The sequence below is a fragment of the Flavobacterium sp. HJSW_4 genome (assembly GCF_042436695.1).
Taxonomy (GTDB): Bacteria; Bacteroidota; Bacteroidia; order Flavobacteriales; family Flavobacteriaceae; genus Flavobacterium.
Genome location: NZ_JBHNPP010000001.1, coordinates 15,750 through 41,082 on the forward strand (window position 1 = coordinate 15,750; position 25,333 = coordinate 41,082).

At 33.1% G+C, this 25,333-nt stretch carries 25 protein-coding genes and 1 riboswitch; of the genes, 15 read left to right on the plus strand and 10 right to left on the minus strand.

All coding sequences use genetic code 11. The features are described 5' to 3' along the window. Positions 1-37: 37 nt before the first annotated feature. Positions 38-1,411 carry a DNA recombination protein RmuC gene (gene rmuC, locus ACE01P_RS00100; RefSeq protein ID WP_379692757.1) on the minus strand — a complete coding sequence of 458 codons (1,374 nt, stop codon included), beginning with the start codon at positions 1,409-1,411 and terminating at the stop codon, positions 38-40. Between the two features lie 183 nt (positions 1,412-1,594). On the opposite strand from rmuC, the gene ACE01P_RS00105 reads away from it, so the two are divergent. The 5 genes from ACE01P_RS00105 to ACE01P_RS00125 all read left to right on the plus strand — a co-directional run bounded on the left by ACE01P_RS00105 (position 1,595) and on the right by ACE01P_RS00125 (position 5,890). Continuing rightward, positions 1,595-2,470 (plus strand): protease complex subunit PrcB family protein, encoded by an 876-nt coding sequence (locus ACE01P_RS00105; RefSeq protein ID WP_379692759.1) that lies wholly within the window; start codon positions 1,595-1,597, stop codon positions 2,468-2,470. 7 nt (positions 2,471-2,477) lie between these two features. Then, a complete protein-coding gene (locus tag ACE01P_RS00110; protein ID WP_379692761.1) occupies positions 2,478-2,876 on the plus strand; it encodes a hypothetical protein in 399 nt (132 codons plus the stop codon). 87 nt (positions 2,877-2,963) lie between these two features. After that, positions 2,964-3,479, plus strand: coding sequence for an RNA polymerase sigma factor (locus ACE01P_RS00115; protein WP_379692763.1), 516 nt, complete (start codon positions 2,964-2,966; stop codon positions 3,477-3,479). Beyond that, positions 3,476-5,335 carry a hypothetical protein gene (locus ACE01P_RS00120; RefSeq protein ID WP_379692765.1) on the plus strand — a complete coding sequence of 620 codons (1,860 nt, stop codon included), beginning with the start codon at positions 3,476-3,478 and terminating at the stop codon, positions 5,333-5,335. The genes ACE01P_RS00115 and ACE01P_RS00120 overlap by 4 nt, the downstream gene beginning before the upstream one ends. Positions 5,336-5,380: 45 nt before the next feature. Continuing rightward, positions 5,381-5,890: a MepB family protein gene (locus tag ACE01P_RS00125; protein WP_379692767.1), complete on the plus strand. Its 510-nt coding sequence runs from the start codon at positions 5,381-5,383 to the stop codon at positions 5,888-5,890. A gap of 47 nt (positions 5,891-5,937) precedes the next feature. Here the strand turns inward: ACE01P_RS00125 and ACE01P_RS00130 are convergent, their stop codons facing one another. The 4 genes from ACE01P_RS00130 to ACE01P_RS00145 all read right to left on the minus strand — a co-directional run bounded on the left by ACE01P_RS00130 (position 5,938) and on the right by ACE01P_RS00145 (position 10,967). Then, positions 5,938-9,375 carry a T9SS type A sorting domain-containing protein gene (locus tag ACE01P_RS00130; protein WP_379692769.1) on the minus strand — a complete coding sequence of 1,146 codons (3,438 nt, stop codon included), beginning with the start codon at positions 9,373-9,375 and terminating at the stop codon, positions 5,938-5,940. A 112-nt stretch (positions 9,376-9,487) separates the two neighbouring features. After that, a complete protein-coding gene (locus tag ACE01P_RS00135; protein ID WP_379692771.1) occupies positions 9,488-9,610 on the minus strand; it encodes a hypothetical protein in 123 nt (40 codons plus the stop codon). Between the two features lie 75 nt (positions 9,611-9,685). Further along, entirely contained in the window at positions 9,686-10,438 is a 753-nt protein-coding gene (locus tag ACE01P_RS00140) for an SDR family NAD(P)-dependent oxidoreductase (RefSeq protein WP_379692773.1), read from the minus strand. 154 nt (positions 10,439-10,592) lie between these two features. Then, a complete protein-coding gene (locus ACE01P_RS00145) occupies positions 10,593-10,967 on the minus strand; it encodes a hypothetical protein (RefSeq protein WP_379692775.1) in 375 nt (124 codons plus the stop codon). A gap of 143 nt (positions 10,968-11,110) precedes the next feature. Here ACE01P_RS00145 and ACE01P_RS00150 point away from each other — a divergent pair, with 143 nt between their 5' ends. The 3 genes from ACE01P_RS00150 (at position 11,111) to ACE01P_RS00160 (ending at position 12,462) form a co-directional block, all read left to right on the plus strand. Next, a complete protein-coding gene (locus ACE01P_RS00150) occupies positions 11,111-11,317 on the plus strand; it encodes a hypothetical protein (RefSeq protein ID WP_379692777.1) in 207 nt (68 codons plus the stop codon). Positions 11,318-11,362: 45 nt separating this feature from the next. Further along, complete coding sequence (locus ACE01P_RS00155) at positions 11,363-11,929, plus strand: pseudouridine synthase (RefSeq protein ID WP_379692779.1); 567 nt, start codon at positions 11,363-11,365, stop codon at positions 11,927-11,929. A gap of 74 nt (positions 11,930-12,003) precedes the next feature. Continuing rightward, positions 12,004-12,462, plus strand: a complete 459-nt coding sequence (locus tag ACE01P_RS00160) for a tRNA (cytidine(34)-2'-O)-methyltransferase (protein ID WP_379692781.1) — start codon at positions 12,004-12,006, stop codon at positions 12,460-12,462. Between the two features lie 147 nt (positions 12,463-12,609). Here the strand turns inward: ACE01P_RS00160 and ACE01P_RS00165 are convergent, their stop codons facing one another. The 4 genes from ACE01P_RS00165 to ACE01P_RS00180 all read right to left on the minus strand — a co-directional run bounded on the left by ACE01P_RS00165 (position 12,610) and on the right by ACE01P_RS00180 (position 16,211). Further along, positions 12,610-13,386, minus strand: coding sequence for an ABC transporter ATP-binding protein (locus ACE01P_RS00165; RefSeq protein ID WP_379692783.1), 777 nt, complete (start codon positions 13,384-13,386; stop codon positions 12,610-12,612). A gap of 99 nt (positions 13,387-13,485) precedes the next feature. Continuing rightward, positions 13,486-13,899 carry a GxxExxY protein gene (locus ACE01P_RS00170; RefSeq protein WP_379692785.1) on the minus strand — a complete coding sequence of 138 codons (414 nt, stop codon included), beginning with the start codon at positions 13,897-13,899 and terminating at the stop codon, positions 13,486-13,488. A gap of 141 nt (positions 13,900-14,040) precedes the next feature. After that, complete coding sequence (locus tag ACE01P_RS00175; protein WP_379692787.1) at positions 14,041-15,066, minus strand: FecCD family ABC transporter permease; 1,026 nt, start codon at positions 15,064-15,066, stop codon at positions 14,041-14,043. A gap of 2 nt (positions 15,067-15,068) precedes the next feature. Continuing rightward, the gene (locus tag ACE01P_RS00180; RefSeq protein ID WP_379692789.1) at positions 15,069-16,211 is read right to left on the minus strand and encodes an ABC transporter substrate-binding protein; all 1,143 of its coding nucleotides are present in this window, start codon (positions 16,209-16,211) and stop codon (positions 15,069-15,071) included. 93 nt (positions 16,212-16,304) lie between these two features. On the opposite strand from ACE01P_RS00180, the gene ACE01P_RS00185 reads away from it, so the two are divergent. The 7 genes from ACE01P_RS00185 to ACE01P_RS00215 all read left to right on the plus strand — a co-directional run bounded on the left by ACE01P_RS00185 (position 16,305) and on the right by ACE01P_RS00215 (position 23,650). Then, positions 16,305-16,667 carry a DUF5522 domain-containing protein gene (locus ACE01P_RS00185; RefSeq protein ID WP_379692791.1) on the plus strand — a complete coding sequence of 121 codons (363 nt, stop codon included), beginning with the start codon at positions 16,305-16,307 and terminating at the stop codon, positions 16,665-16,667. Between the two features lie 106 nt (positions 16,668-16,773). Continuing rightward, positions 16,774-17,283, plus strand: a complete 510-nt coding sequence (gene cobU, locus ACE01P_RS00190; protein ID WP_379692793.1) for a bifunctional adenosylcobinamide kinase/adenosylcobinamide-phosphate guanylyltransferase — start codon at positions 16,774-16,776, stop codon at positions 17,281-17,283. A 107-nt stretch (positions 17,284-17,390) separates the two neighbouring features. After that, positions 17,391-19,070 (plus strand): nicotinate-nucleotide--dimethylbenzimidazole phosphoribosyltransferase, encoded by a 1,680-nt coding sequence (gene cobT / locus ACE01P_RS00195; RefSeq protein WP_379692795.1) that lies wholly within the window; start codon positions 17,391-17,393, stop codon positions 19,068-19,070. Positions 19,071-19,131: 61 nt separating this feature from the next. Next, entirely contained in the window at positions 19,132-19,917 is a 786-nt protein-coding gene (locus ACE01P_RS00200; RefSeq protein ID WP_379692797.1) for an adenosylcobinamide-GDP ribazoletransferase, read from the plus strand. Then, positions 19,902-20,435, plus strand: coding sequence for an alpha-ribazole phosphatase (gene cobC / locus ACE01P_RS00205; RefSeq protein ID WP_379692799.1), 534 nt, complete (start codon positions 19,902-19,904; stop codon positions 20,433-20,435). Before ACE01P_RS00200 ends, cobC begins: the two co-directional genes overlap by 16 nt. 65 nt (positions 20,436-20,500) lie before the next feature. Next, positions 20,501-20,707: riboswitch (cobalamin riboswitch) on the plus strand. Positions 20,708-20,733: 26 nt separating this feature from the next. Next, positions 20,734-22,587 carry a TonB-dependent receptor plug domain-containing protein gene (locus tag ACE01P_RS00210; RefSeq protein ID WP_379692801.1) on the plus strand — a complete coding sequence of 618 codons (1,854 nt, stop codon included), beginning with the start codon at positions 20,734-20,736 and terminating at the stop codon, positions 22,585-22,587. A 4-nt stretch (positions 22,588-22,591) separates the two neighbouring features. Continuing rightward, a complete protein-coding gene (locus tag ACE01P_RS00215) occupies positions 22,592-23,650 on the plus strand; it encodes a DUF5074 domain-containing protein (RefSeq protein WP_379692803.1) in 1,059 nt (352 codons plus the stop codon). Positions 23,651-23,734: 84 nt separating this feature from the next. Here the strand turns inward: ACE01P_RS00215 and ACE01P_RS00220 are convergent, their stop codons facing one another. Beyond that, a complete protein-coding gene (locus ACE01P_RS00220) occupies positions 23,735-25,198 on the minus strand; it encodes a S41 family peptidase (protein ID WP_379692805.1) in 1,464 nt (487 codons plus the stop codon). Between the last annotated feature and the right edge of the window lie 135 nt (positions 25,199-25,333).

Sequence of the window (25,333 nt, forward strand, 5' to 3'; positions counted from 1 at the left end):
ATCAATCTGAATTCTATGTCTCTATGTGTTTATTTTTTTAATTCAATAATTCATTTTCATCTGAATTCATTGCTCTTGCAATAATATTTTCTGGAAGCGCTTTCTTGGCCTTTGCTCCCATTTTTTTCAATCTTTCAACGCTCGAAATTAAATTTCCTTTTCCGTCGACCAATTTATTCATCGCGCTTTCGTATTCTGTTTTGGTATCTTTTATTTTATTTCCAATTCGGACTAAATCAGACACAAAACCTTCAAATTTATCATACAAAGCTCCAGCTTGTCTTGCAATCTCTAAGGCGTTTTCTTGTTGCTTTTGATTCGTCCACATACTGTCAATTGTTCTTAACGTAGCCAAAAGCGTGCTTGGCGTAACGATTACAATATTTCGGTCGAAAGCTTTTGTGTATAAAGAAGGATCTTCGTTTAAAGCAATGGCGAAAGCAGGTTCCATCGGAATGAAAAGCAACACAAAATCTGGGCTTTCCATTTGATATAAATCGTGATAATTTTTACTGCCCAATTGATCGACGTGCCTTTTTATCGAAATGACGTGTTCTTTCAAAAATTCAATTTTTAAAAGTTCCGATTCTTCGTTGACCCATTTCTCGTAAGCCGAAAGCGAAACTTTCGAATCGACAATCATTTTTTTACCATCAGGGAGATTAATTACAACATCTGGCAAAACTCGATTTCCTTCTGCGTTTGTAAAACTCTGCTGCACTTCGTACTCTCTGCCTTTTTCTAAACCTGATTTTTCTAAAACACGTTCTAGAACTAATTCGCCCCAATTTCCTTGCATTTTACTGTCGCCTTTTAATGCTTTGGTCAGGTTTAAGGTTTCTTTGCTCATTTGCGCGTTCATTTCGCTCAAACCAATAATCTGCTGACGAAGCGCCGCATGATAATCGATACTTTCTTTATGAGTTTGTTCTACTTTTTGTTCAAAAACCAGAATTTTATCCTGCAAAGGCGTCAGGATATTTTTCATGTTTACGGTATTTTGTTCGGTGAACTTTGCCGATTTTTCTTCGAGAATTTTATTGGCAAGATTTTCAAATTCTTTGGTAAATTTTTCCTGAAGTTCGTTGATTTCGCTTTTTTGTTCTTTATGTCGTTCCCATAAATTTTCAAAATCAACTTCTTTTTTAGAAAGTTGAATGGCCAAACTGTCTTTTTCTGTTCGAATGTTTTCTTTCTCAGCCATATTGAGTTGCAATTGTTTCTGCAAATTATTTTTTTCGTTTTCAAACTGCTCTTTTTGCATTTGCAATTGACCGTTTACAGCATTTAATCTTTCCTCAGAAATAGCTTTTTCTGACTGAAATTTTGACGTAGAAAGCATTTTTCCTACGTATATACCCACGAAAAGTGCAACAACAAAACCTAATAAAAACGGTATATAATCAAACATAACTAAGTTTATTTTACGTAAAAGTACGCAATAATACGTAGTGCTTAGTTTTTAAAATAGAAATTTCACTAATTCATTCTCAATTCAAACTAAACCAACATTTTATTCTAAAAAAAAATCAACCTCAACGCAACCTTTTTTTGAAACCGTAATCTACTAAGATATAAACCTATTGAAATAATTATGAAAAAATTAATGCTTGGCTTGTTTGTAGCCTTTGGATTCAGCGCCTGTTCTCTCAATGATGGAAATAACTATGTAGATTGTGGTGCTAATACAATTGTAAATTTTACTGGTTTTCCTTTCTCATGTAATTATAGCGAAAAAACGCAGCAAAGTGTTCCAGCAGCAATTGTTGTTGGATCTCAAGAAAAAATGAATGAATATTTTACAAAACATGCTAACAGCTGCCCTGTTGCAAGTGATCCTAATATTGATTTTACAAAAGAATATTTAGTTGGAATCTTTGCTGGCTCAAAACCTACAAGCGGTTATGAAATCGTGATTAGTTCTATTGTAGAAAACAATTGTGAAATCGTTGTGAACTACTACGAAAAAACTCCTGCTACAGGTGAAACGGTAACGCCTTCTACTACTTATCCTTCAAATTTTGTTTTGATTCCGAAAACATCAAAAGGAATGATTTTCAATAAAACAACAGAGAATGCAGACCATATTGTTGTTGGAAGTTTCAACAACCAATGTTTAAGTTCAGACTGCCAAAAATTCTATCAAATTAATGATTACAACACTTTGAAATTCTTAAATGTTGCTGCAAATCAATATAATTTTGGACAATACAGATATACTCCAACTATTAAAAGAGGCGAATATACTTTATTATTAAAAAGCGTTCCTGCAGAAATTTTAGCTCTAAAAGGACAGACTAAAACATACGGTTCTCCTGACGCTGCAGATCAAGGCGGAATATATTTCGAATTGCAACAAGGAGCAAGCGTAACTAAAGTTTACATCGATAATAACGATACTGAAGATCAAAGCGCCGATATCAAACTTTTCAAAAAAACGATTCAAGAAAAAATTACAAGCTTAAAATAATTCAATCATGAAACAACTTTTTTTATCTTTTATTATTTGTTTTCTTTTTACATCAATGATTTCTGTAAACGCATCTAAAGAAGCCGGCGGATCAATCATAAATACTTGGACTTGGGAAAAATCTATTGGCGGCGCTGATAATCCTTACGTGACAACGCCAAAAACAATCGGATTTACCAAGAAAATTATCTTTACCCAAGACGGAAGGGTTATTACATATAAAAACGATGTTGAGATAAGAAATAGTGCTTATCAGATAGAAAAAGGAAATGGATTTTTTGATCATTCACAGCATGATCTAATTACGTTTGAAGGCAAAACTTACGTAATAGAAAAGCTTGACAATCAAAACTTAACAATAGTAAGTAACAGTCAAGACGGTACTCGAACTATTTTTAAAAGATAGTTTTGTAAGCTATTTAAAACTATTTTTGCAAAATCAAATTTGAACCATTTCTTGAAAGACGAGTTAGAAAAATATATCAAACTGTGCATGAAAAATGACAGAGAGGGACAGCTGAAAATTTATCAGTTGTTCTCTCCTGTTCTGTATGGTATATGTTTGAAATATATGAAGAACGAAGATGACGCGAAAGATGTTTTTCAAGAGGCCTTTGTAATTGCGTTTCAGAAAATAAGCCAGTATAAATTTGAAGGAAGTTTTGAAGGCTGGCTGAAGCGGATTTTTATAAACAAACTCATCGAAACTTTAAATAAAAAGAAAAAAGAGAGTTTCTTTTTAGATGTTTTTGATCCCGACACCGATTTTGTAGAAGAAGAGGAATTAGAAACTATTCCGATAGAGCAGGAAAAACTGCTGGAGTACATTCGGGATTTACCAGATCAATATCGGACGGTTTTTAACTTGTATGTATTTGAAAAAATGAAACACAAAGAAATTGCCGAGCTCCTAAAAATCTCCGAAGGGACATCAAAATCAAACTTAAATCGCGCCAAACACATATTACAAAAGCGAATTTTGAGCATAAAAAATTTTAAAACAGCATGAAGAAGCATAAAATAGAAGATATTTTTTCATCAATGGAAGACTTTTCGAGTGTTCCGCCTCCAGAATTATGGAGTCAGATTGAAGAAAAATTAGACAAACCTAAAAAGAAGAAGAGAGTTGTTCTTTGGTGGTCGGCTGCTGCATGCTTATTATTAGGGTTGCTTCTGCCTTCAATTTTACATTTTACTGGTTCATCTGAAAATACAAATCTTAACAATGGCGGTTTAGAAAACAGCAATAACAGTGTTGTTTTGGACAAAAAAATAAATGACAATTCTAACAACAAAAATTTAGATCAAAATAAAAATATTGGCAAAAGGTCTGATTCTTTAAATGTAAATTCAATAACAAAAAATAAATTCAATACTGAATCTGGAATTCAAACTCAAGAGACTTCTGTAGCAGAGACAAATTCTAAAAATAAAACCGATAAAAAAGATTCTAAATTCAGCGTTCCAAGTCAAAACAATACTCCAAATCAATCTGTAGCATTTCAGAATTCTAATTCATCAGAAGATAGGTCAAGTGTGAAATCTTCTAACAAATCTGTTTTAGGAAATTCAACAAGAAAAAATCAGCTTACTACTGAATCTGGAGTTCAAGCTCAAGAGACTTCTGTAGCTCAAAACAATTCTAAATACAAAACCAATAATAAAGATTCTAAATACAACGCACCAAGTTCCTCAAATACTCCAAACCAAACTGTAGCATTTCAGAATTATGATTCATCAAAAGATAAATCGATTGTAAAATCTTCTGGCAAATCTATTTTAGGAAATAATTCGAAAGTTTCAAACAAAGGAATTTCTGAAGAACGAATTGCATTTGGTAAAGAAAGTAAATTTAATTCGACAGCAAAAAAACAGCTTTCAAATTCTATTTTTGACGAACAACTAGCTGCTAAAAACAACAAAAATCTAGCTTTCAATAGTCAAAACGCTTCTGGAAACAGCAACACATACAAATCGAATACTGCGCTTTCAGGGAAAAACGAAAATATCCGCACGGATAAAGCAGTTATTATAAAAGACGAAGTGAAACTTAACAATAGTTTGAGCAAAGTAGATTCTATGCAGTTGGCTGAACTTCAGAATTTAGAAAAAGGAATTTTATCTCCAGAAAAGGAAAAAGAAGAAAAAGAGAAAAAAGATAATTTCATTGATAAAAAAGAAAGATGGGCGGTTGCCGTTTTTGCTGGTGTTGCAAGTTCTGAAAATACTAAAAATGAAAAAACTCTAGGCAACGTAAACGATTCTAAACAATCTAACTCTTACGGTGTAAAAACAAAATATAGCCTTAATAAAAAATGGGCTGTAGGTTCTGGATTAAAAATTAGTGAATTAGGACAAAGCGTTGCCAATGTATCGTATGTTAGTGCCAAAAGCAATGCGTTTTTTAATTCTGGCAATTCTTATGCTGACAGTCCTGTTGCTACAGCAAATTCATCAAGTCAGGAATATCTTTTGATTTCAAATAGTACAAAAGAAGCGATGAAAAGTGAGAATGTACAAACGGGTAAACTGGATCAAAATTTAAGATATGTGGAGATGCCTCTTGAGGTTTCTTATGCTATTTTTAATAAAAATAAAGCCCGCATTAATCTAAATACGGGAGGTTTTGTTGGTAAATTAATTTCTAACAATGTGAATTTGGACGGACATTCTATTGGAGAAAATATGAATGCAAATGATTACGTTTATGGTTCTACTTTGAGCAGTACAGTTCAATATCGCGTGTACAAAAAAACCAATGTTTTTGTTGAACCTGCGATGAATTATTATATCAATCCGTTAAATAGCCAATCTTTCAATCAGTTTCAATGGGGATTAAATTTTGGTCTGAATGTTTCTTTCTAAAGTGAATTTGCAGTAATTTTCAAAAAAACTTTAGAGTTGATTTTTATGGATTTTATTACTGCTTCAGCTGATTTATTATTAAGCAAAGAAATTGTTTTTGACAAAGCCGAATTACAGCCAGCTTCTTTACAAAAAGAATCTGAAAGCGAAGAATATAGCGCTTATCGTTTTGTATTAAACAATAAAAATATTTGTTACAGAGAAGCGAAAATCACTTCAACCAAAACGGGGCAATTTGTTACTTTATGGAAACGAAATCAAACTGGAATTATTGAACCTTTCGATTATTCCGACGAGATTGATTTTGTAATTGTAACTGTTCGAAAAGATCAAAATTGGGGACAATTTATTTTTCCGAAGAAAATATTACTGGAAAAAGGTGTTTTTTCTACCCAAAATAAAGAAGGAATCAGAGCTACGAGAGTTTATCCGCCTTGGGATGAAACTACGAGCAAGCAAGCACAAAAAACTCAGAAATGGCAATTGGATTATTTCTTTCTTTTTACTGAGCCGGATAAAATTGATTTAGAAGAATTCAAAAAAATATTTGCATAAAAAAAGGCAGTCTTAAATGACTGCCTTTTCTGTTTTATAAAAGTCGATTATTTCTTAATGACTTTATCTTTGAAAATTACTTTATTATTTTCTGTAACCGTATAGAAATAAACTCCAGAAACTAGATTTCCAACAGCCACAACTGCTGTACTAACTTCAGATTCATTTTTAACGTTAATTGGGTTTCCAATTGCACGACCATTAAAATCGTATAATCTAATTTTCAAGTCTCTTCCTTGCGTTGTTTTGATATCAAAATTTAAAACATCTGTTGCAGGATTTGGATATGCTTTTACGAAATATTGGTTCTTTCCAAAATCAGGTGTAGAAAGTACGTCTTCTGACAAATAGAAACGAGCAATAACTGGTCCGTGGTCTGAAGTTGTTGTCGTATAATTTGAAATATAATTTCTCGGGTCATAAACTGCGATCGAGTTAGCGATATAATCATCATTCAATTCGCTTGAAATTAAAATATGATCTAAGAATCCTTGTGAACTTAAGAAACTATAAGCTCCAGCTTGGCTAATTCCTAATGTTAATGCATTATAGTTAGTAGTATCATCTACAAATTTCTTGTAAGACGAAACTGTATTTGCATTTCCAACCCAAGCTTTAACGTCATCATTAAAATCTCCTAAAAGAATTAAATTTGAATCTGGATATTCAGCATCTAATGCATCTTTTAGATAATCAATATCATATTTACGCTGATTGTATTTCGAAATATCACTTCCGCTGTTTGCACGTGCGTGAAGATCAATCAAGTTAATTTCTTTTTTAATTCCGCCAATATTAGCTTCAACTTGAACCAAATAAGGAAGACGTCCTGATGAGAAAAAGCTATCATCATTTTTTTGTGGAGTATCTGTTCCTGGATAACCTCGTAAAACTACCGTGTTAGCGCGAACTTGATCGTACAAATCTTTAAATAACACTTTTGTACTTTTTACAGTAGTAGTTTGCGTATTGTAAATTACAACCAATTTTTGAGGTGGAAAAAATGGATCTAAAGGCTGAAATGAGTAAGACCAAGAAGTTGATATTGTTTTATCGAATGTTTTTCCGTTAACACTAATTTTTTGAATTAAAATATCTAATGATGGCTCATCAGAAACTTCCTGAACTACATAAACGTCTGCGTTCAATGTGTTCATTACTTTCGCTACGTTTTCTATTTGTAACGCATCATTTGTTGGTCCAAATTCTTTACCCGTTGCGTCTCTAGCATCTGTTCCAAAAAACTCTAAGTTATAAGACACTACATCATAAGTGTCTGCCTTTAAAATAGAAGTACCCGTAAATAAACCAATTTGTTTGCTTAGAGCTGTTCCTGTTACCGTTAAAACACCAGAAATATTTGGTAATTTTGTAGTTGGAGCAAATCTTGCATAAACTGTTTTCCCTGTTAATGCATCTGCAGAAGGAACAACAATACTTGATGCAAATGAAATATTATCTAATGATAATTCAAAAGAAGCCGGAGCTGCAATAGTGATATCATCATATCCTGCTGCACTAAAAACAAAAGTTTGACTAGCAGAAACCGAATTCGGACTTACATCTGCAAAATCTAAAAACGGGTTAGAATCTACATATTTTGATCCGTCAAGAATAGCAAAGTCATCAAACGACCATTCTGCAGCGTTATCAGATCCACCAGAAGTAGTTTCGTAAACCCAAGCCAAATAAGTATGATCTGTTTTATAAGCTGATAAATTGATAAACTCAGATTTTGCGTAACTTCCTGTAGTTTCAGGAAATTTACCGTTTAATGGTGTCCATGTTGCCGTATTTGGATCGCTAACTCCGTCATAATTTGTAGAAACTACTAATTTTAAAGATGGTCCATCATAAAATTGGCGAGAATAAAAAGATAATACAGGAATTTGGCTAAAACCATCTAAACGTAATCTCGGAGAAATTAACCAATCTTTACTAGCTCCACTGTCTGAATATCCGTTTACCAAAACTGCTCCAGTTCCAGAATTAACATTACGTGATTGGTTAGTATAAACCCATTTGTTTATTGGTCCTGCCTCATTATATTGCACCCAATCGCTATTTACAAAAACATCTGGATCGTCAAAATTTTGTACAAAAGGATTTACTCCAAGAGCTGTCAAATTAACAGTTTTAGTTGTTCCTCCTGTTGTTTCATGAGTTATTGTACCTGTAAAACTTGCAACAGAAGTTGGAGTGAATTTTACATAAACTGTTGGCGTTGCATTAGCATCAAAATCAGTTGAAACAAATGATAAAGATGAAGTGAATGTCGAATTATCTTTTGAAATAGTAAAACCTCCAGTTGCAGTAACGACTACATTTGCAGTAAGATCTGAAGCTCCTATTTGGTAGCTATTTGTTAAAGTATTAAAATTTGGTTCAGTACCTCCCAAATTCAAAACAGCAACAGATGGAGATATAGCAGGAGGCATCACGCTTAGTGTTGTCACATCTACTTTATTAACCGATGACTGAATATTTCCAACAACATCTTCTGAGATAGAAAATATAGAATATGCTGTGTTTAAAGGCAATCCCGTAAAACTTTTTACATATTCCAGATCAGAATTTGTTACATCAAAAACTCCTGATTCTAATGCAGAAGCTCCATTTGCATCCTGACCTGCTTTTATTTGTGCAACTGTTGGTTCTGCGCTACCTGCAGGAAGTAAAACATAATGCGTTTTTCCGTTTTCATTTATTTTATTAACAAAATCGAAACTTAATCCTAGAACATTAGTAGCTTTTGGGTAACCAACGCTATTAATTGGGGCAACTATATCTTTTTTAATAAGAAGATTATCAATTGCATAAGATTGACGAGAACCCGAAGTACCTGAAGCTAATCTCGCAATCCATCTTATTTGAACCACTTCTTGGTTATCACATGTAGATGGCAATGTAACACCAATTCTTTTAAAAGTATTATCTAACGGATTTGTAACTGCCGTTAATTGCGGTGTTGTACTATTATTAATATAAGCTGTTGAAGGTAAAGTTATAAAAGGCCCACTAACTCCAACACGATATTGTAAAGCCATTTCTTGAAGACGATAATTAGCTGTTCCATCATATGGATTACGTATTACCATAGCATCATATTCAACCCTAACACCTGTTATGCCAGCGCTCGAAAACGCAAAACCAATTGCAAAATCTGCACTAGTTGTATTTAAAAAACCAATTTTACCATTGAAGTTATGTATATTTCCACTGGTAGTATTTGCTGTACTGCTAGCTATCAAACCTCTATCGCCAGTCAATGCTGTACTATAAGTTGAAGTGTTTTGAGTTGAACTTACTAACCAGCCCTGAAAACCAGCTGGATAAGTAGTAGAATTTGCCGCTAATCCATCAAATTTTTGATCAATCGGTAATTCTTGCGCTGTTGGATTATTCTGGGCAAAAAGTTCTCCAGAAATGCAACAAAAAAAACATAAAAGTGCCAAAAGATGGCGCGAAAAGTAATTGTTTTTCATACGTTAAAGAATAGAGTTTTTAGAGTTCAAATTTATTGCCTTTAAAATTAAGCTAATGTTACAAAACCATAAACTTAATGTTTAGTTATTTATCAATATAATTCAATAAAACTTAACACAAACTTAAAGATACTAAAATAAAATCAACAAAAACAACCCAAAACAAAACATTATTCAAAACCACAAACTCCCAAAAACCTTCAAAAACTCCCGTGTTTCCTACAAATTCAGGCATTTTTAAACAAAAAAAAGCAGCAAACTTTCGCTTACTGCTTTCTTCAATTGTCATGTTATTTACTCTAAAAAATAATTAGACTGCTGTATAACCACCATCGGCTATAATATAACTTCCTGTTGTGAAAGAAGATTTTTCAGAACTTAAAAATGTTACCAATTCGGCAATTTCTTCTGCTGTCCCTAAACGATTCATTGCAGATTTTGCCGCAACGGCCTGCATCATTTCTTTATTTAAATTGTCTTTTAAAAGTGCTGTTTCAATATAACCAGGTCCAACAGCATTACATCGAATGTTTTTTTGTGCATATTCTACTGCTATATTTTTAGTCAAACCAACAACAGCATGTTTAGAAGCTGTATATGCTGGACTAAGCGGAGCTGCAACTTGTCCATGAATTGAAGCAATATTTACGATACTTCCTCCTCCGTTTTTCTCCATTTGTTCCAATTGGTAACGGCAGGCATAAAAAACACCATTTAAATTCAATCCAATCACTTTATCCCAAGCCTCAGGTTCGTATTCTCCCGTTGGTTTGGCTGGCCCGCCCATTCCCGCATTGTTACAGGCAATATCCAATCGGCCGTATTTTGAAACCGTAACTTCAACCATATGTTTGTTGTCACTGGCACTCGACGAATCGCCTTTTACAAAAAAAGCTTCTCCGCCTTTGTCTTTTATATTTTTTACGGTTTCTTCACCGTGCTCAACATTTATATCAGATACTACTACTTTTGCTCCTTCTCGAGCGTATGCTTCTGCCACTGCGCGTCCGATTCCTGAACCGCCGCCAGATACGAAAGCAACTTTATTTTCTAAAAGTGCCATATTCTTTAGGTATTAAAATTGTTCTCTAAATTTACAAAGAACTCAACCGACACAGAAGCTTTCAAAGGAGTTTACAAAAACATTAACGCTTACCGCTAATGTTATGTTATTTGATATTAAAATGACTCGATTCTGCTAAAAATTTCGTATTGTATTATTCCTCTTCATCCAATTTCATGTTTCCACGGTCTTCATGATTATCAGGATGCGAGTTTGGGTAGCGATTTGGCGTTATATCAGAATTATGATCTTTATTCTCGACCGTTTTATTGGCTTCTTCCTCTGTTTCTACTCCACGGTTTGCATTTGGATTTTTCGGATTTGTTTGATGGAGTTTTTCATTAATATCCTCATTTTCGTTTCGAGCCCTTTCAACAATCTTTTTATCGCCGTCAGAATCTGTCACCAATTCTTTATTCAATTTTGCATCTTTTAGTTCTTTATCGTGCGAAACGTTTTTTCCTTTAGATTCATCAATATCCTTTTGCGTTCCGTTTATCTTTTTTGTTCCTAAATTATTCGTTTCCATAATATTCGCTTTTAAATTTAAATTATAATATTACGAATTCTAACTGCAAAAAAATTACGACTTAAGATTGCATTCCTTTTATAATTGCCACCTGTTTTTTATTTTATTATCTTTATTCAAAGCAACTTAACAACCTGATTATTATGAATTTCTTCAAAATCAAAACCAGCTGGTCTAATGCCGAATTTATATTGATTAAACTTTGCATGGCTTCTGTTTATATTTTAGTCGGAAGTTATTTTCATGAATTTTTCGAAAACTATTATTCCGTTTTAATAGCCGTTTTTATCGTTACCGTAATTTGGTTTGTGTACCAATGGCTGAAAAAAATGAAATCACAAAACCAGTAGTTGGTTTTAATTTTAGGAAAGAACTATCTTTGCAAAAAATTAAAAATGCACCGACACTTCATTCTTTTTAAACCTTACGGCTACTTAAGCCAATTTATTTATGAATTAAAAAGAAAGAAAAAGCTTTTGGGCGAATTGCATGATTTCCCTGAAGGAACAATGGCAATTGGAAGATTAGACGAAGATTCTGAAGGCCTGCTGTTATTGACAACCGACGGAATGGTGAGCGAATTGGTCAGAAGCAAAAAAGTCGAAAAAGAATATTATGTTCAAGTTGATGGTGTTATTACTCCCGAAGCTATTGAGCAATTAAAAAAAGGTGTCGAAATTGGTTTAGACGGCGGAAAATATAAAACAAAACCTTGCACTGCTTTTATCGTTACCGAAATTCCTGATTTTGGACCAAGAGCCAAAAAAATTAGAGACGAACGCCATGGTCCGACTTCTTGGGCTTCTATTACTGTAAAAGAAGGAAAATTTCGCCAGGTTCGAAAAATGACTGCTGCAGTTGGTTTTCCTACTCTTCGTCTCGTTCGTGTTCGAATAGGAAACGTATATTTGCAAAACCTAAAAGCAGGCGAAGTTCTCGAAGTTGATCAATTTGATAATTAGATAATGTGGCAATTAGTCAATTGATAATTTTAGAAAACTCATAACTTATAACTCATAATTCATAACTCAAAAAGATGTTAAACGTAGTTCTTGTAGAACCAGAAATACCAAATAATACCGGAAATATCGGCAGATTGTGCGTTGGTACAGAAAGCCGTCTTCATTTAATTCACCCTTTCGGATTTGTAATTAATGACAAAAACCTGAAACGTTCGGGATTGGATTATTGGGTTCATCTTGATGTTACGGAATATCAAAATGTAGAAGAATGGATTGCGCAAATTCCGGATCATTCTCGCGTGTTTTTAATGAGTTCTCATTCTGAAAAATCATACATTGAAAATGAATTTCAAGATGGTGATTGGTTGGTTTTTGGAAAAGAAAGCGTTGGTTTAAGCAAGGAATTCATGGCGAGATTCGAAAATCATTTAACGATTCCGATGTCACCGCTTATTCGCAGTTTTAATATCGCTAATTCTGTTGCTTTTGTAGTTGGTGAAGCGAAGAGACAGATTGGATTGAAGAAAGTTTAATCGTTTATTTGTTAAACAGTTTAATCGAAAAAACTTCTTCTGAAAACGGGACTTCTAGCCCTGATGGAAGCGGCATCCTTTTGTGGCCCCGATAACTATAGAGGCCACAAAAGATATAGCGGACAGCAGGATTAGCTCCTAAAAAAACTAAGTCACAATAAACTTTCCTTTTTCAGCATCAAAAACAATATGCTCGTCTTTGAATAAATTGCTGAAACTTCCGTTTGAAATTAAATTACACGGCTGATCTTGCACAATATTTTCTGGTGTCATCATAATCATTTCGTCGCTTAACTGAATCGCCAAATCGATATCGTGTGTCGAAAACAAAATGCATTTTTGAGTTTCCTGAGTTAATTTTTTTAATAATTTGAATAAGGAAACTTTATGAAGTAAATCGAGATGTGTCGTTGGTTCGTCCAAAATAATTAAGGGCGTATCTTGCGCTAAAGCTCTTGCAATTAACACTTTCTGCAATTGGCCATCACTTATTTGAAAATGCTTTTTTGAAGCTAAATGTTCGATTTGAGTCAGACTCATTGCTTCATGAACTTTTGCAATATCTTCATCAGACAATTTATCTACCCAATTGGTATAAGGCTGACGGCCTAAAGCGACCAATTCGAAAACAGAAAGATTACTTGGTGGCAGTTTTTCAGTTAAAACTAAACTAAGGTTCTGCGCCAATTCTAAAGGCTGGTAATCTGAAATTTTTCTTTCGTTCAAATAAACATTTCCCGACAATGGTTTTTGAATTCCAGTAATCGTTCGCAACAAAGTCGACTTTCCTATTCCGTTTGCTCCTATTAAAGTAATGAGTTTTCCTGAAGCTAAATTTAAATTTAAATTCTCAGCAATGGTCGTAACACCTTTCTTGGATTTATATCCAATGTTTAAATTTGAGGTAACGAGAATATTTTTCATTTTTGAGTAGATTTTTAAACACATAGAAACATAGATTTTCTATCTGCTGAAAAAGGTTATTTGAAAATTTACTTGTAAATTAACACATAGCTATTGAACTTAGAACTTTGGCAATAATTTAAAATATTCGTTTACAAATGTTTTTTGACCTTCTTTGAAAATATTTAAGCAATTAAAATTAATTAGAATGCCTTTTGGCGCTTTCAAAAGTTTCATATAAGTCATTAACTGTGCTTCATATATAGAACTTAGTTCTGATGCTGCTTTTAATTCTACGACCAAACAATTTTCAATGAATAGATCACATTTTAAATTCGCCTTTAATTCCTTATTTCTATAAACCAATGGCACATTCATTTCTGTGAAAAAATTTATTTTGCGACAACTTAATTCTTCTTTCAAACATTCGTGATAAACAGTTTCCAGCAATCCTCTTCCAATGGCTTTATGAACTTCTATACATGCGCCTATTACATTAAAACTTAATTCATCTAAATACTTCTGGGTAATCATTATCTTTAATTTTATGAGACAAGCTAAATTTCACTACGTCTATGTTTTGTCTAAAAAGTGAAACGCCTTTATTAAGCTTTTAAAACTATGCCTCTATGTGTTTAAAAAAATTAAAGGTAATTATATTTTATAAGTTTTTTCTTAAAAATTTCTTTTTCTAACTAAAAGCCAAATGACAACCGGCGCACCAATTATAGAAGTAACCGCATTTATTGGAAGTGTTACGTCAAAACCAGGCATTTGAGAAACAATATCACAAAACAACATTATAATTGATCCAAAAAATAAAGTGCTCCAAAATAAAATTGTATGATTGCTCGTCTGGAAAGTCAGTTTTGCAATATGCGGTACTGCTATTCCAATAAAAGCTATTGGTCCAGCGAAAGCAGTAATTGCCCCAGATAATATGCTGGTCGCAAATATGATTATTAATCTTGATTTCTTAAAATTCAGTCCTAGGCTTTTGGCATAATTTTCTCCAAGAAGCAAGGCATTTAGAGGTTTTATACTTTTGGCACTTAAAAGCAAACCAATTACAACACCAAATGTCAAAATTACAATGTTCGCCCACGAAAGATTTCCTAAATTTCCCATTGACCAAAAAGTAAATTTCTGAAGCTGTTCTGCTGTACTAAAATAACTCAAAACACTAACAATCGATGTTGTAAAACTTCCGAACATTAAACCAATAATCAGAATTGCCATTGTATCGCGTAATTTCTGCGAAACCCATAAAACTAGAAACAAAACTAATATACTTCCTAGTGTAGATGCTAAAACAATTCCGTAAGACGATAAAGCTATTACACTTAAAAATGGAGGCAGAAATCCTGCTCCTAAAATCACAAAAGCAACACCAAGACTTGCTCCGGAACTTAATCCTAAAACATCGGGACCTGCAAGTGGATTTCGAAATAAAGTCTGCATTAAAAGTCCGCTGATGGAAAGTCCCATTCCGACTAAAACTGCCGTAATTGCTTTTGGCAAACGATAATTAATGATAATATATTCCCAAGTTGATTTTGTCGCATGGCCGCCAGTTAAACTTGCAAAAACATCTTTTAACGGAATTGTAACCGATCCCAAACTAATGCTGGCAAAAAACATTAATAAAAGACCTAGAGCCAGAACGACAAATAAAATGGTATTTCGTGTTTTACTTACCAAAATTAATTCAGTTTAGAAGCAAAAGTAAATTCATAACTCGCCAATAAATCAGGATGAAAGATCTTGATATAATCTTTCAATACCAAATCTGGTCGGCTTGGCGCTAATTCATAATAAACTGTTCCGCCTGTTGCTCCCACTTTACCTTCAAAACTGTAAACACTTTTATTTTTAAACGCATCAAATTCAGCATAATGCGGATTCGCTTTTTGCAACTCTTCCAAACTTTTAAAAGATCCAGAAGCAATCCAGACATTTGCATCTTTAGCTTTGTCTAAAACTTTTTCAAAAGACAAACCTTCACTTCCAGTTCCTTTCAAATCGGCCCATAAATAATTAGATTGTGCATCTTTCATAAACTCTGCAACCCAGCTATTTCCTTTCGCAACATACCAAACATCTTCATACATAGAACCATATAGAACTTTTGAAGTTGCAGGCTTATCGCTAACTAATTTTTTTGCCTGATTGTAACTTTCTACAATTTTATCAAACAATTCTTTTGCCTTTTCTTCTTTTCCGAATAAAGCGCCGTAAAGTTTAATCCACTCTGCTTTTCCTAGAGGAGACTGTTCCATCCAATCGCCTTGAATCAAAACATTTAAACCGCTTTTTTTAAGATTATCTAGCATCGGATTATTGTTATCAACGCCAAACGTTACTATCAAATCTGGAGCTAATTCTATTAATTGTTCGATGTTCAATTTCTCGTTTTGTCCAACGTTTTTCACAGAACCTTTATCAATTAATGCTCTTGTTTTTTCTGAAGAAATGTAATCAGTATGCGGAAATCCGACTAATTTATTTTCCACTTCTAACATTTCTAAAAAAGGAATATTGGTTGTTGAAGTTACCACAACGGTTTCTAAAGGGACTTTTATAGAAATATATTTATTTAAACTATCAGGAATTTGTGCATCTTTTTCTTTTAAAATGTAAGTAAAATTTCCTTTCGCATTTGGCCACGGATTGCTCACATTTACAATTGAATAACCTTCATTTTTCACGATTGAAAGTCCAGACGCAAATTCGATGCTTTCTTTGGCAGTAGCAGATTTTACAACATCTTGCGCTTCATTCTTTTTACATCCGATTAAGATAAATAGTACAAAAACGACTGGTAATTTATGGAAAAAATATTTCATATTTTATGTTTTGCTTGATCACAAAGGTAAATCAATTTCTATTTTTTTTGTTTACCTTTATTCGTACAAATTTAAACAAATAGCTTTTATTTGATGAATGCACCAAAAACAAAAATCTGCTCCAGTTGTGAAACCGCTTTTTTATGCGGCGACACTTCGCTTGAAATTAAGTGCTGGTGTAATGATTACCCTCCTATTTTCAATCTTTCTGACGGAGGCGATTGCCTTTGCCCTGCCTGTTTTCAGGAAGCCTGCGAAGATAAAATTGATGCTTATGTCGAAACCGTAACTCCAAAAAAGGCTCCTAACAACAAGGCTATGTTTTTGCCTAAAACGGATAATTTAATTGAGGGAATTGATTATTATATCGAAAATGGTAATTATGTTTTTAAAGCTTGGTTTCATCTAAAAAGGGGGACTTGCTGTAAAAATAACTGCCGACATTGCCCGTATTAGGAGTTATGAGTTATAAATTATGAGTTATGAGTGTGACTCTTAATTAAATTTATAAATTGCCAAACAAAACTCATAACTTATAATCCATAACTTATAACTGAATAAAATGATTTACTTGGTAACTGGCGGCGAACGTTCTGGAAAAAGCGGGTACGCTCAGAAACTTGCTTTAGAACTTTCCGACTCTCCTTTATATGTAGCAACTGCACGAAAATGGGATGCTGATTTTCAAACCCGAATCGATCGCCATCAAAAGGAAAGAGACGAGCATTGGACGAATATTGAAAAAGAAAAATATTTAAGTGAAATTGATTTTTCAGAAAAAACAGCCTTAATTGACTGTGTAACACTTTGGCTGACCAATTTTTTTATTGACACTAAAAACGATGTGGAGCTAAGTTTGGAAGAAGCTAAAAAAGAATTCCTCGCTATCGCTAAACATGAAAATGCTAATATAATTATTGTAACAAATGAAATCGGAATGGGTGTTCATGCAGAAACTCACATAGGAAGAAAATTTGTCGAACTTCAAGGCTGGATGAATCAATTTCTTGCTACAAACGCCGATCAGGTTGTACTGATGGTTTCTGGAATTCCAGTAAAAATCAAAGGTTAAATTCCAATATAAAAATTCCAAATTCCAAAGCTATGCTTTATCTTTACTAGAATTATTCCATTTTCGGATTTGGAATTTGGAGTTTAAAAAAAATTGGAATTTAAAAAATGAGCCATTTAGACGATATATTAAAATCCCGCCGAGACACCCGACATTTTACAGCCGATGAGGTTCCAGATGAAGTAATTCAAAAAGCTTTACAAGCTGGACATTGGGCACCTTCTGTTGGATTGACCGATGCTACAAGGTATTTTCTAATTAAGTCGGATGAGGTTAAAACGTCTATTAAAAAGCTTTTTTTAGATTACAATAAAAAAGCCGAAGAACTTACCGACAATCCTGAACAGAAAGAACTTTACAGATCATTAAAATTAGAAGCTATCGAAGAAGCTCCAATCGGACTTATCATTGCTTATGATCGCTCGGTTCTAAATCAGTTTACGATTGGAACAATTGGCAGTAATGAAGCCGTAAAATTCAGCACGGTTTGTGCAGCTCAGAATATCTGGCTTTCGCTTACAGAACAAGGTTACGGAATGGGCTGGGTTTCGATTTTAAATTATTATCAGTTTAAAAAAATCCTCGATTTACCCGAAAATATAGAACCTCTAGGTTATTTCTGCATTGGAAAACCAGCGACCAATTATAATAATCAGCCAATGTTACAGCAATTGCATTGGAAACAAAAATCGGAAGCTCCTATTTGTAGCGAAATCAAAGAAATTCATCAAATAAAGGTTCCAGATTTTGATTTGAAATCAGAAACCAAAATTGAGAACAAATCTGATTTTCATTCACTTTTACAAGAAAAAATAGATTCCAAAACAAAACCTGTCGGTTCTTTAGGAACTTTAGAATCTTTGGCTTTTCAAATGGCAACGGTTTTTGAAACTTTGAATCCGAAAATTGTAAAACCTAATATTGTTGTTTTTGCAGCCGATCACGGAATTGCAAATCATGGTGTAAGCGATTATCCTCAAGATGTCACGCGCCAAATGGTCAATAATTTTCTGGATGGAGGCGCTGCTATAAACGTTTTCTGCAAACAAAATGATATCGAATTGTCTATTGTCGATTCTGGCGTGAATTACGATTTTCCAACAAATGCTAAATTAATCGATGCTAAAATTGCGAAAGGAACTCAATCTTTTTTGCATGTTCCTGCCATGAGCGAATCTGAAGTTCAGCTGTGTTTGGATAAAGGAAAGTCGATTGTTCAAAATATTGCAAAATCGGGTTCAAATTGTATTGGCTTTGGCGAAATGGGAATTGGAAACACTTCAACTGCTTCGGTTTTAATGAGTGTTCTAACCGGTTTTCCTATCGAAGAATGTATCGGAAAAGGAACTGGTGTTGAAAACGAAAAACTACTTCTAAAACAAAACTTACTCAAAAAAGCAATCGAGAATTATTCCGGTCAAGCCGAATTAATGTCACAACTTTCTTATTTTGGAGGTTTTGAAATTCTCCAAATGTCTGGGGCTATGCTTGAAGCTTTCGATAATAAAATGCTGATTCTAGTTGACGGTTTCATTTGTACGGTTGCATATTTAATTGCTTCGAAAATAAATCCGAACATCAAACAAAATGCTGTTTTCTGTCATTGCTCTGCCGAAAAAGCACATTCAGAATTACTGAAATATCTTGGAACAAAACCTGTTTTAAATTTAGATTTGCGTTTAGGAGAAGGCACTGGCTGTGCGGTTGCTTTTCCTATTTTAAAATCGGCTGAGGCTTTTTTGAATGAAATGGCTAGTTTTGAAAGTGCTGGAGTGAGTCGTAAATAGTTTTCAGTCTCGGTCTCAGTTGACAGTCTAATTCGATGAAATCAAATTATCAATATTTTAAATGAAAAAAGAACTACACATTTTCTTTACCTGTTTAATGTTTTACACTAGAATTCCATGTCCAAAAAACATTACGCACCATCCCGATTATTTAAATAAAGCCACAAGATATTTTCCATTTATAGGATGGATTGTTGGGAGTATTTCTTTTTTAGCGTTTTATCTTTTTTCATTTTTTCTTTCTACAGAAATTGCTGTAATATTAGCAATCATTGCTTCTATTTTGACCACAGGTGCTTTCCATGAAGACGGATTTGCAGATGTCTGCGACGGTTTTGGCGGAGGTTGGACTAAAGAAAAAATCTTAATGATTATGAAAGACAGTGCCATCGGTGCTTATGGAGCAATCGGATTGGTTTTACTTTTTTTATTAAAATTCAAACTGCTTTCAGAATCTGTTTCTCTTTTCCCAAATAATCTTCTTCTCGTTTTTCTTTTGTTTATTGCTGCTCATTCTTTGAGTCGTTTGGCCGCAATCAGCATTATATTTACACATCAATATTCTCGTGATGATGCTTCGAGCAAAAGCAAACCAATTGCAAAACAACATACTTGGAAAGAAGTTTTTGGTTCTTTCTTTTTTGGCTTAATTCCGTTAATTGCTTTTTCTTATTTCGATTTGAAATTTCTTCTTGCTGTAATTCCAGTTTTTATAACAAGGTATTTTCTAGCGCGTTATTTTCAAAAATGGATTGACGGTTATACTGGAGATTGTCTTGGCGCTACACAGCAAGTTTGCGAAGTTATATTTTACTTAAGCATTTTATTTTTATGGAAATTTATCTAGTTCGCCACACCGAAACTATTTGCGAAAAAGGAATTTGTTACGGGCAATCTGATGTAAATATTGCCGAACCTTTTGATGAAGTTTTCACCAAAATCATTTCGGAGTTACCTTCAGAAGCAGTTATCTTTTCTAGTCCTTTAAAGCGTTGTGTGATTTTAGCCAAACACATTCAAGAAAATATAAACACCATTTCTTATCAGGAAGACGATCGTTTAAAGGAAATGAATTTTGGCGATTGGGAATTGAAAACTTGGAATGAAATTCCGCCAGAAGAACTCAATCCGTGGATGGAAGATTTTGTGAATATCAAAGCTACAAATGGAGAATCTTTTGTCGAATTACATGAAAGAGTGGGGCATTTTTTATCTGATATCCTTTCAAAAATAAATCAGCCAATCGTAATTGTTGCCCATGCTGGAATCATCAGAAGTATTTTATGCCATCAAAGTTCACTTCCATTAAAAGATGCTTTCAATAATAAAGTTGATTTCGGAGAAGTTATAAAAATCGATTTTTAATGCAAATTATTTATAATTTTTCATGAAACATAAAACAAATTTGAATAATCAATATTTTTAACTTTATCTTTGCAGCAAATTAAGGTTGTGTTTTTTATTTAAAAAATACATTAAAAGGGAATCAAGTAAAATTCTTGAGCTGTACCCGCAACTGTAAGCTAAGTTCTAAAAAGAATGCTTTCTGTTAACTACGACCACTGTTCGCCACGACGAATGGGAAGGTAAACAGCAAGACGCAAGCCAGGAGACCTGCCTTTGTAACAATTATCAAGCTCTCGGGAAAAAGAGTGAAGAAATTATGACTTTAAAAAGATTTTTTATTTTTTGTTTTGTTGTGATGTGCCAGATTATTTCGGCGCAGAACGATTCTATTACCAGTCTTAAAGAAGTTTTAGTTTCAGACAAAAATTTGAAAACCTACTCGGTTTCGCAGTCTGTTTTAAAATTAAACGATTCTGTAATCAATAAAAATGAGGCTCTTCTTACCGATTTATTAAATTTCAATTCTACGATATATTTCAAGGAATACGGGCGTGGAATGCTTTCTACAGTTGCTTTTAGAGGAACAACTTCTTCTCAAACAGCAGTAATCTGGAACGGAATAAACATTAATTCTCAAATGAACGGAAGCACCGATTTTAATACGATTTCGGGTTCCGATTATAATTCTATAAGCGTAAAAGCTGGCGGCGGAAGTGTTATTTACGGTAGCGGAGCTGTTGGAGGAACTGTGCACTTAAATAACGATTTGTTATTTTTTAATCGTTTTGAGAATAATTTAAAACTAGATTACGGTAGTTTTAATACAATTGGGATTAATTATAAAACTTCTATTTCTAACAAAAAATGGAGCGCCCAAATTGGTTTGTCAAAAAATAGCTCAACAAACGATTATAAATATTTAAACCAATATAACTGGAAAGGCGAACAGCGCTGGAACCAGAACGGCCAATATGATGTTATTACGTTAAGTGCCAATGTAGGTTATAAAATAAATGCTAAAAATATTTTAAAATTATATTCTCAAACTTCAAATACAGATAGGAATACTTCATTAGTTTCTGAATCTGAAATGAAAAGCAAATACGTTAATGGTTTCAATCGGAACTTACTTGAATATGACGGTAATTTTGGAAGGTTTACAACCAATTTAAAAACGGCTTATATTTTCGAAAACTATCAGTATTATGCAGATAATTCGACTAATATTTACACTTACGGAAAAACAGAAAACTTAATCACTAAAGCAGATTTCGGATATCAATTATTCAAATCATTGCAAGTTAATGGAATCTTAGATTATAGCAGAACTAAAGGATATGGCAGCGGTTTTGGCGACAATACGAGAGAAATAAGTTCTGCCGCTTTACTTGTTAAGCAAGACGCCTCGGCTAACTGGAAAAATGAATTTGGAATTCGAAAAGAGTTTACAGACAACTATAAATCTCCGGTTTTATTTTCAGCGGGTTCTTCTTATCAATTTGGAAAACTATATAACTTGAAACTGAATGTATCGCGAAACTTCAGAATTCCAACTTTTAATGATTTATATTGGGAAGAAGGCGGAAATCCTGACCTAAAACCTGAAAGTTCTTATCAGGCCGAGATTGGTAACGTTTTTACGTTTGCCAACTTCAACATCACTCAAACCTTTTATTACATCAAAATAAAAGATCTGCTTCGATGGGTTCCTGGAACAAATGGAATTTGGATGCCTCAAAATACAGACAAAGTCGATAGTTATGGAGCTGAAACATTATTAAGCTGGAAAAAAAGTTTTGGCAAAAACAACCTGACAGCAAATGCAACTTATGCTTATTCTGTTTCAGAAAATATTGAAACAAAAAAGCAGTTGTTTTTTGTTCCTTTTCATAAAGCTACAGCTTCTGTTGCCTATTCAAGAAAGAATATTTCTGCCTATTATCAATTTCTTTATAATGACTTTGTTTATACACAATCTGACAACGATCCTGACAAAATTGTTGATGCTTACAATGTATCAAATATCGGAATTGATTATGATTTCAAACTTTTGCAATCTTTCAAAGTAGGATTTCAGGTTCTAAATCTTTGGAATACATTTTATCAAAGTTTAGAATACAGACCAATGCCAGGAAGAAATTTTAATTTGTACTTAAACCTTAAATTTTAATATAATGAAACTAACTAGATTATTTTTAGCAGCAATTAGCGTTTCGCTTCTTGTTTCTTGTTCTAATGACGATGACTCCAATGATCCAAAAGGAGTGTATGATAATGGAGTTTTCATCTTAAATGAGGGAAATTTTACTGATGGTGGTTCTGTTTCTTTTGTTACTGACGATTTAAATACTTTCACTAAAGATGTATACAATACAGTAAACGGTGCTGATTTTGTTGGAAAATATCTTCAAAATATATTTTTTGATGGAGATAAAGCCTATATAATTGCTGGTGGTTCTAATGTTATAAATGTAGTAAATCGTTATACATTTAAACTTGAAGCAAAAATTGAAACTGGCTTAATTACTCCAAGATATGGTGTTGTAAAGGACGGAAAAGCTTATGTTACTAATGCAAACACATATTCGTCTGCCTCAAATCCAGCTGGAAATACTGATGACTTTATTGCTGTTATTAATTTAGCTACAAATAAAGTAGAATCTACAATTGCGCTAAATACAACTGCTAATCATATTGAAGTTTCTAACAATAAGCTTTATGTAACTGAGCCTTATAACAACGATAAATTATTAGTAATAAATCCAACAACAAACAAACTTGAAACTTCTGTAACTATTGGTTTGGGAGCAGATACAATGGAAGTTAAAGATGGAGTTTTATATATAATTAAAAGTTCATTCGGAGAAAGAAGTGAAATTGTAAAAGTAAAATTATCTGATAATTCTATCAGCAAAATTACTTTCCCTGAATCTCTTGATGGAGTTAAAAACTTAGATATCTACAACAATAAAATATACTATACGCTAGAAACTGCAGTTTACGCTATAGATTACACGGCAACATCAGCTTCAACAACTCCAATTTTTCAATATAACTCAACTTCAGAGTATGGAAAAATGTACGGTTTTGCAGTAAATAACGATAAAATCTTTATTGCTGATGGTGGTGATTTTGCTTCAAGCAGTAAAACTTACATTTATAACTTAAGCGGAAGCTTAATAAAAGAATTAACTGTTGGTGTAGGTCCAAACGGATTCTACTTCAACGATTAATTTTACCCTTAGAATTAGTTTTTGTTTTTTTTGGAAAAAAGGCTTTCAGAAATGAAAGCCTTTTATATTTAATAACATTTTATTTTAAAACTTTTTAGGAGCATTTTCAAAATACATTCCGTGTCTTAATCCGTTTAAGATTTTTGAATCTGTCAAGTAAGGATGTTCTGGTTCAGAATCATTAAGAATTCTTTTAGCAGCAGAACCCGTAATCTTTGAAATAGCAAGATTAAGAAGTGGCTCAGTAGTTTCTCCTAAAACACCATAATCATCTAAATATTCCTTCTGCGGGAAAGTTGGTTGCAAACCTTGAGCATAATCTCCAAAACCTACAGAATTTGAGATTTTGAAAACCAAAGGCTGCATCGCATATTTATGATTTGGATTGATTCCTTTTTTTGTGAATAAAGTCTCAGAATCGTAAATCGTATACGAACCTACATTTTTACCTGTAGTCGTTTCTCCAATCTGAACTACATTGATATATGGTTTTAAGCCATTAATAACCAATTCGCTAGCAGATGCTGTACTAGCCGTTGTAATTATATAAACCGTACTTAAGTCCAAGCTATTCAAAACTTTCCCATCAACATTATCTACAAATTTATAGTTCAAACTTTCTAAATCATCGGCAGTCATATCTTTCATCCACTTGGCATTAAACTGTGTTTTTGCAAAAACCTCATTATTATTAAAGTTTCCTTTAATCATACTGGCAAGTTTAACTGCTGAAGACACTGCTCCTCCTCCATTATAACGAAGATCCAAAATAAAGTTTTTTATATTTTCATTTTTAAAGGTTGCAAAAGCCTCGTTTAATTTTTCATCGTATTTAGAATAAAAACCATTATACATTAAATAACCAATCTTATATCCTTCATAATTGATTATTTTACTAATAAAAATAGGATTTTCTTCTAAAACCGTTTTAGTCAAGTCAACCGATTTTCCATTTAAATTATAATTACCTCCGTTATAATCTGCCAAGTTTAATGTATAGCTATCTTTACCGAATAATAATTGCTGATAATTTGAAACGGTAAGTTTTACGCCATCAACACTTGTAAATAAATCACCGCGTTTAATTGCTTTATTAGAAGCATCAGAATTTGGAATAATGTATCGTACAAAACCAACCACATCATTCGATCCTGAAGCTACGCGGCTCAGTCTAAAATCGACACCATTATTTTTTGTAACACCACCTAATTCTTGCTCTAAAACAGTATAATCTTCAACAATCCAGCTGAAACGATCAATTGCATCACCGTTAGGATATTTGCTTTCTGGCTTATTCAATAAATCTTCAAACAAGTCTTCGGGATGAGAATATCCTCTTAAAAACTGATTAAAATCTGGCTGCAGATTACGTCCATCGGCTAGATTTGGCACATCTTGCTGCCATAAGTATACTTCATTTAATCCTCTCCAGATAAAATTATTAATCTGCAAATCTGCCGGAGCTGCAACATCATCTTGATCTTCGCAAGACTGCAAAGAAAGAGCAAATAAAAAGAGAAAAAGAAAGCTCTTTAAAGTTGTTTTCATATCGTGTAGGTTATCTATATTCTGAATAAACGTAAAAGTAGTATCTTTAATTTTAGCTTCGTTAATAAAGCAGTATTTTTTTACATAAAAAATATTTTCTTTTTTGTTGTAACAAATATAATTGTGCCTCGTCTT

Excerpts from the sequence above, each read along its gene's own strand:
- rmuC (WP_379692757.1), bottom strand. The coding sequence starts at position 1,411 with ATGTTTGATTATATACCGTTTTTATTAGGTTTTGTTGTTGCACTTTTC.
- ACE01P_RS00105 (WP_379692759.1), top strand. The coding sequence starts at position 1,595 with ATGAAAAAATTAATGCTTGGCTTGTTTGTAGCCTTTGGATTCAGCGCC.
- ACE01P_RS00110 (WP_379692761.1), top strand. The coding sequence starts at position 2,478 with ATGAAACAACTTTTTTTATCTTTTATTATTTGTTTTCTTTTTACATCA.
- ACE01P_RS00115 (WP_379692763.1), top strand. The coding sequence starts at position 2,964 with ATGAAAAATGACAGAGAGGGACAGCTGAAAATTTATCAGTTGTTCTCT.
- ACE01P_RS00120 (WP_379692765.1), top strand. The coding sequence starts at position 3,476 with ATGAAGAAGCATAAAATAGAAGATATTTTTTCATCAATGGAAGACTTT.
- ACE01P_RS00125 (WP_379692767.1), top strand. The coding sequence starts at position 5,381 with ATGGATTTTATTACTGCTTCAGCTGATTTATTATTAAGCAAAGAAATT.
- ACE01P_RS00130 (WP_379692769.1), bottom strand. The coding sequence starts at position 9,375 with ATGAAAAACAATTACTTTTCGCGCCATCTTTTGGCACTTTTATGTTTT.
- ACE01P_RS00135 (WP_379692771.1), bottom strand. The coding sequence starts at position 9,610 with ATGCCTGAATTTGTAGGAAACACGGGAGTTTTTGAAGGTTTTTGGGAG.
- ACE01P_RS00140 (WP_379692773.1), bottom strand. The coding sequence starts at position 10,438 with ATGGCACTTTTAGAAAATAAAGTTGCTTTCGTATCTGGCGGCGGTTCA.
- ACE01P_RS00145 (WP_379692775.1), bottom strand. The coding sequence starts at position 10,967 with ATGGAAACGAATAATTTAGGAACAAAAAAGATAAACGGAACGCAAAAG.
- ACE01P_RS00150 (WP_379692777.1), top strand. The coding sequence starts at position 11,111 with ATGAATTTCTTCAAAATCAAAACCAGCTGGTCTAATGCCGAATTTATA.
- ACE01P_RS00155 (WP_379692779.1), top strand. The coding sequence starts at position 11,363 with ATGCACCGACACTTCATTCTTTTTAAACCTTACGGCTACTTAAGCCAA.
- ACE01P_RS00160 (WP_379692781.1), top strand. The coding sequence starts at position 12,004 with ATGTTAAACGTAGTTCTTGTAGAACCAGAAATACCAAATAATACCGGA.
- ACE01P_RS00165 (WP_379692783.1), bottom strand. The coding sequence starts at position 13,386 with ATGAAAAATATTCTCGTTACCTCAAATTTAAACATTGGATATAAATCC.
- ACE01P_RS00170 (WP_379692785.1), bottom strand. The coding sequence starts at position 13,899 with ATGATTACCCAGAAGTATTTAGATGAATTAAGTTTTAATGTAATAGGC.
- ACE01P_RS00180 (WP_379692789.1), bottom strand. The coding sequence starts at position 16,211 with ATGAAATATTTTTTCCATAAATTACCAGTCGTTTTTGTACTATTTATC.
- ACE01P_RS00185 (WP_379692791.1), top strand. The coding sequence starts at position 16,305 with ATGAATGCACCAAAAACAAAAATCTGCTCCAGTTGTGAAACCGCTTTT.
- cobU (WP_379692793.1), top strand. The coding sequence starts at position 16,774 with ATGATTTACTTGGTAACTGGCGGCGAACGTTCTGGAAAAAGCGGGTAC.
- cobT (WP_379692795.1), top strand. The coding sequence starts at position 17,391 with ATGAGCCATTTAGACGATATATTAAAATCCCGCCGAGACACCCGACAT.
- ACE01P_RS00200 (WP_379692797.1), top strand. The coding sequence starts at position 19,132 with ATGAAAAAAGAACTACACATTTTCTTTACCTGTTTAATGTTTTACACT.
- cobC (WP_379692799.1), top strand. The coding sequence starts at position 19,902 with ATGGAAATTTATCTAGTTCGCCACACCGAAACTATTTGCGAAAAAGGA.
- ACE01P_RS00210 (WP_379692801.1), top strand. The coding sequence starts at position 20,734 with ATGACTTTAAAAAGATTTTTTATTTTTTGTTTTGTTGTGATGTGCCAG.
- ACE01P_RS00215 (WP_379692803.1), top strand. The coding sequence starts at position 22,592 with ATGAAACTAACTAGATTATTTTTAGCAGCAATTAGCGTTTCGCTTCTT.
- ACE01P_RS00220 (WP_379692805.1), bottom strand. The coding sequence starts at position 25,198 with ATGAAAACAACTTTAAAGAGCTTTCTTTTTCTCTTTTTATTTGCTCTT.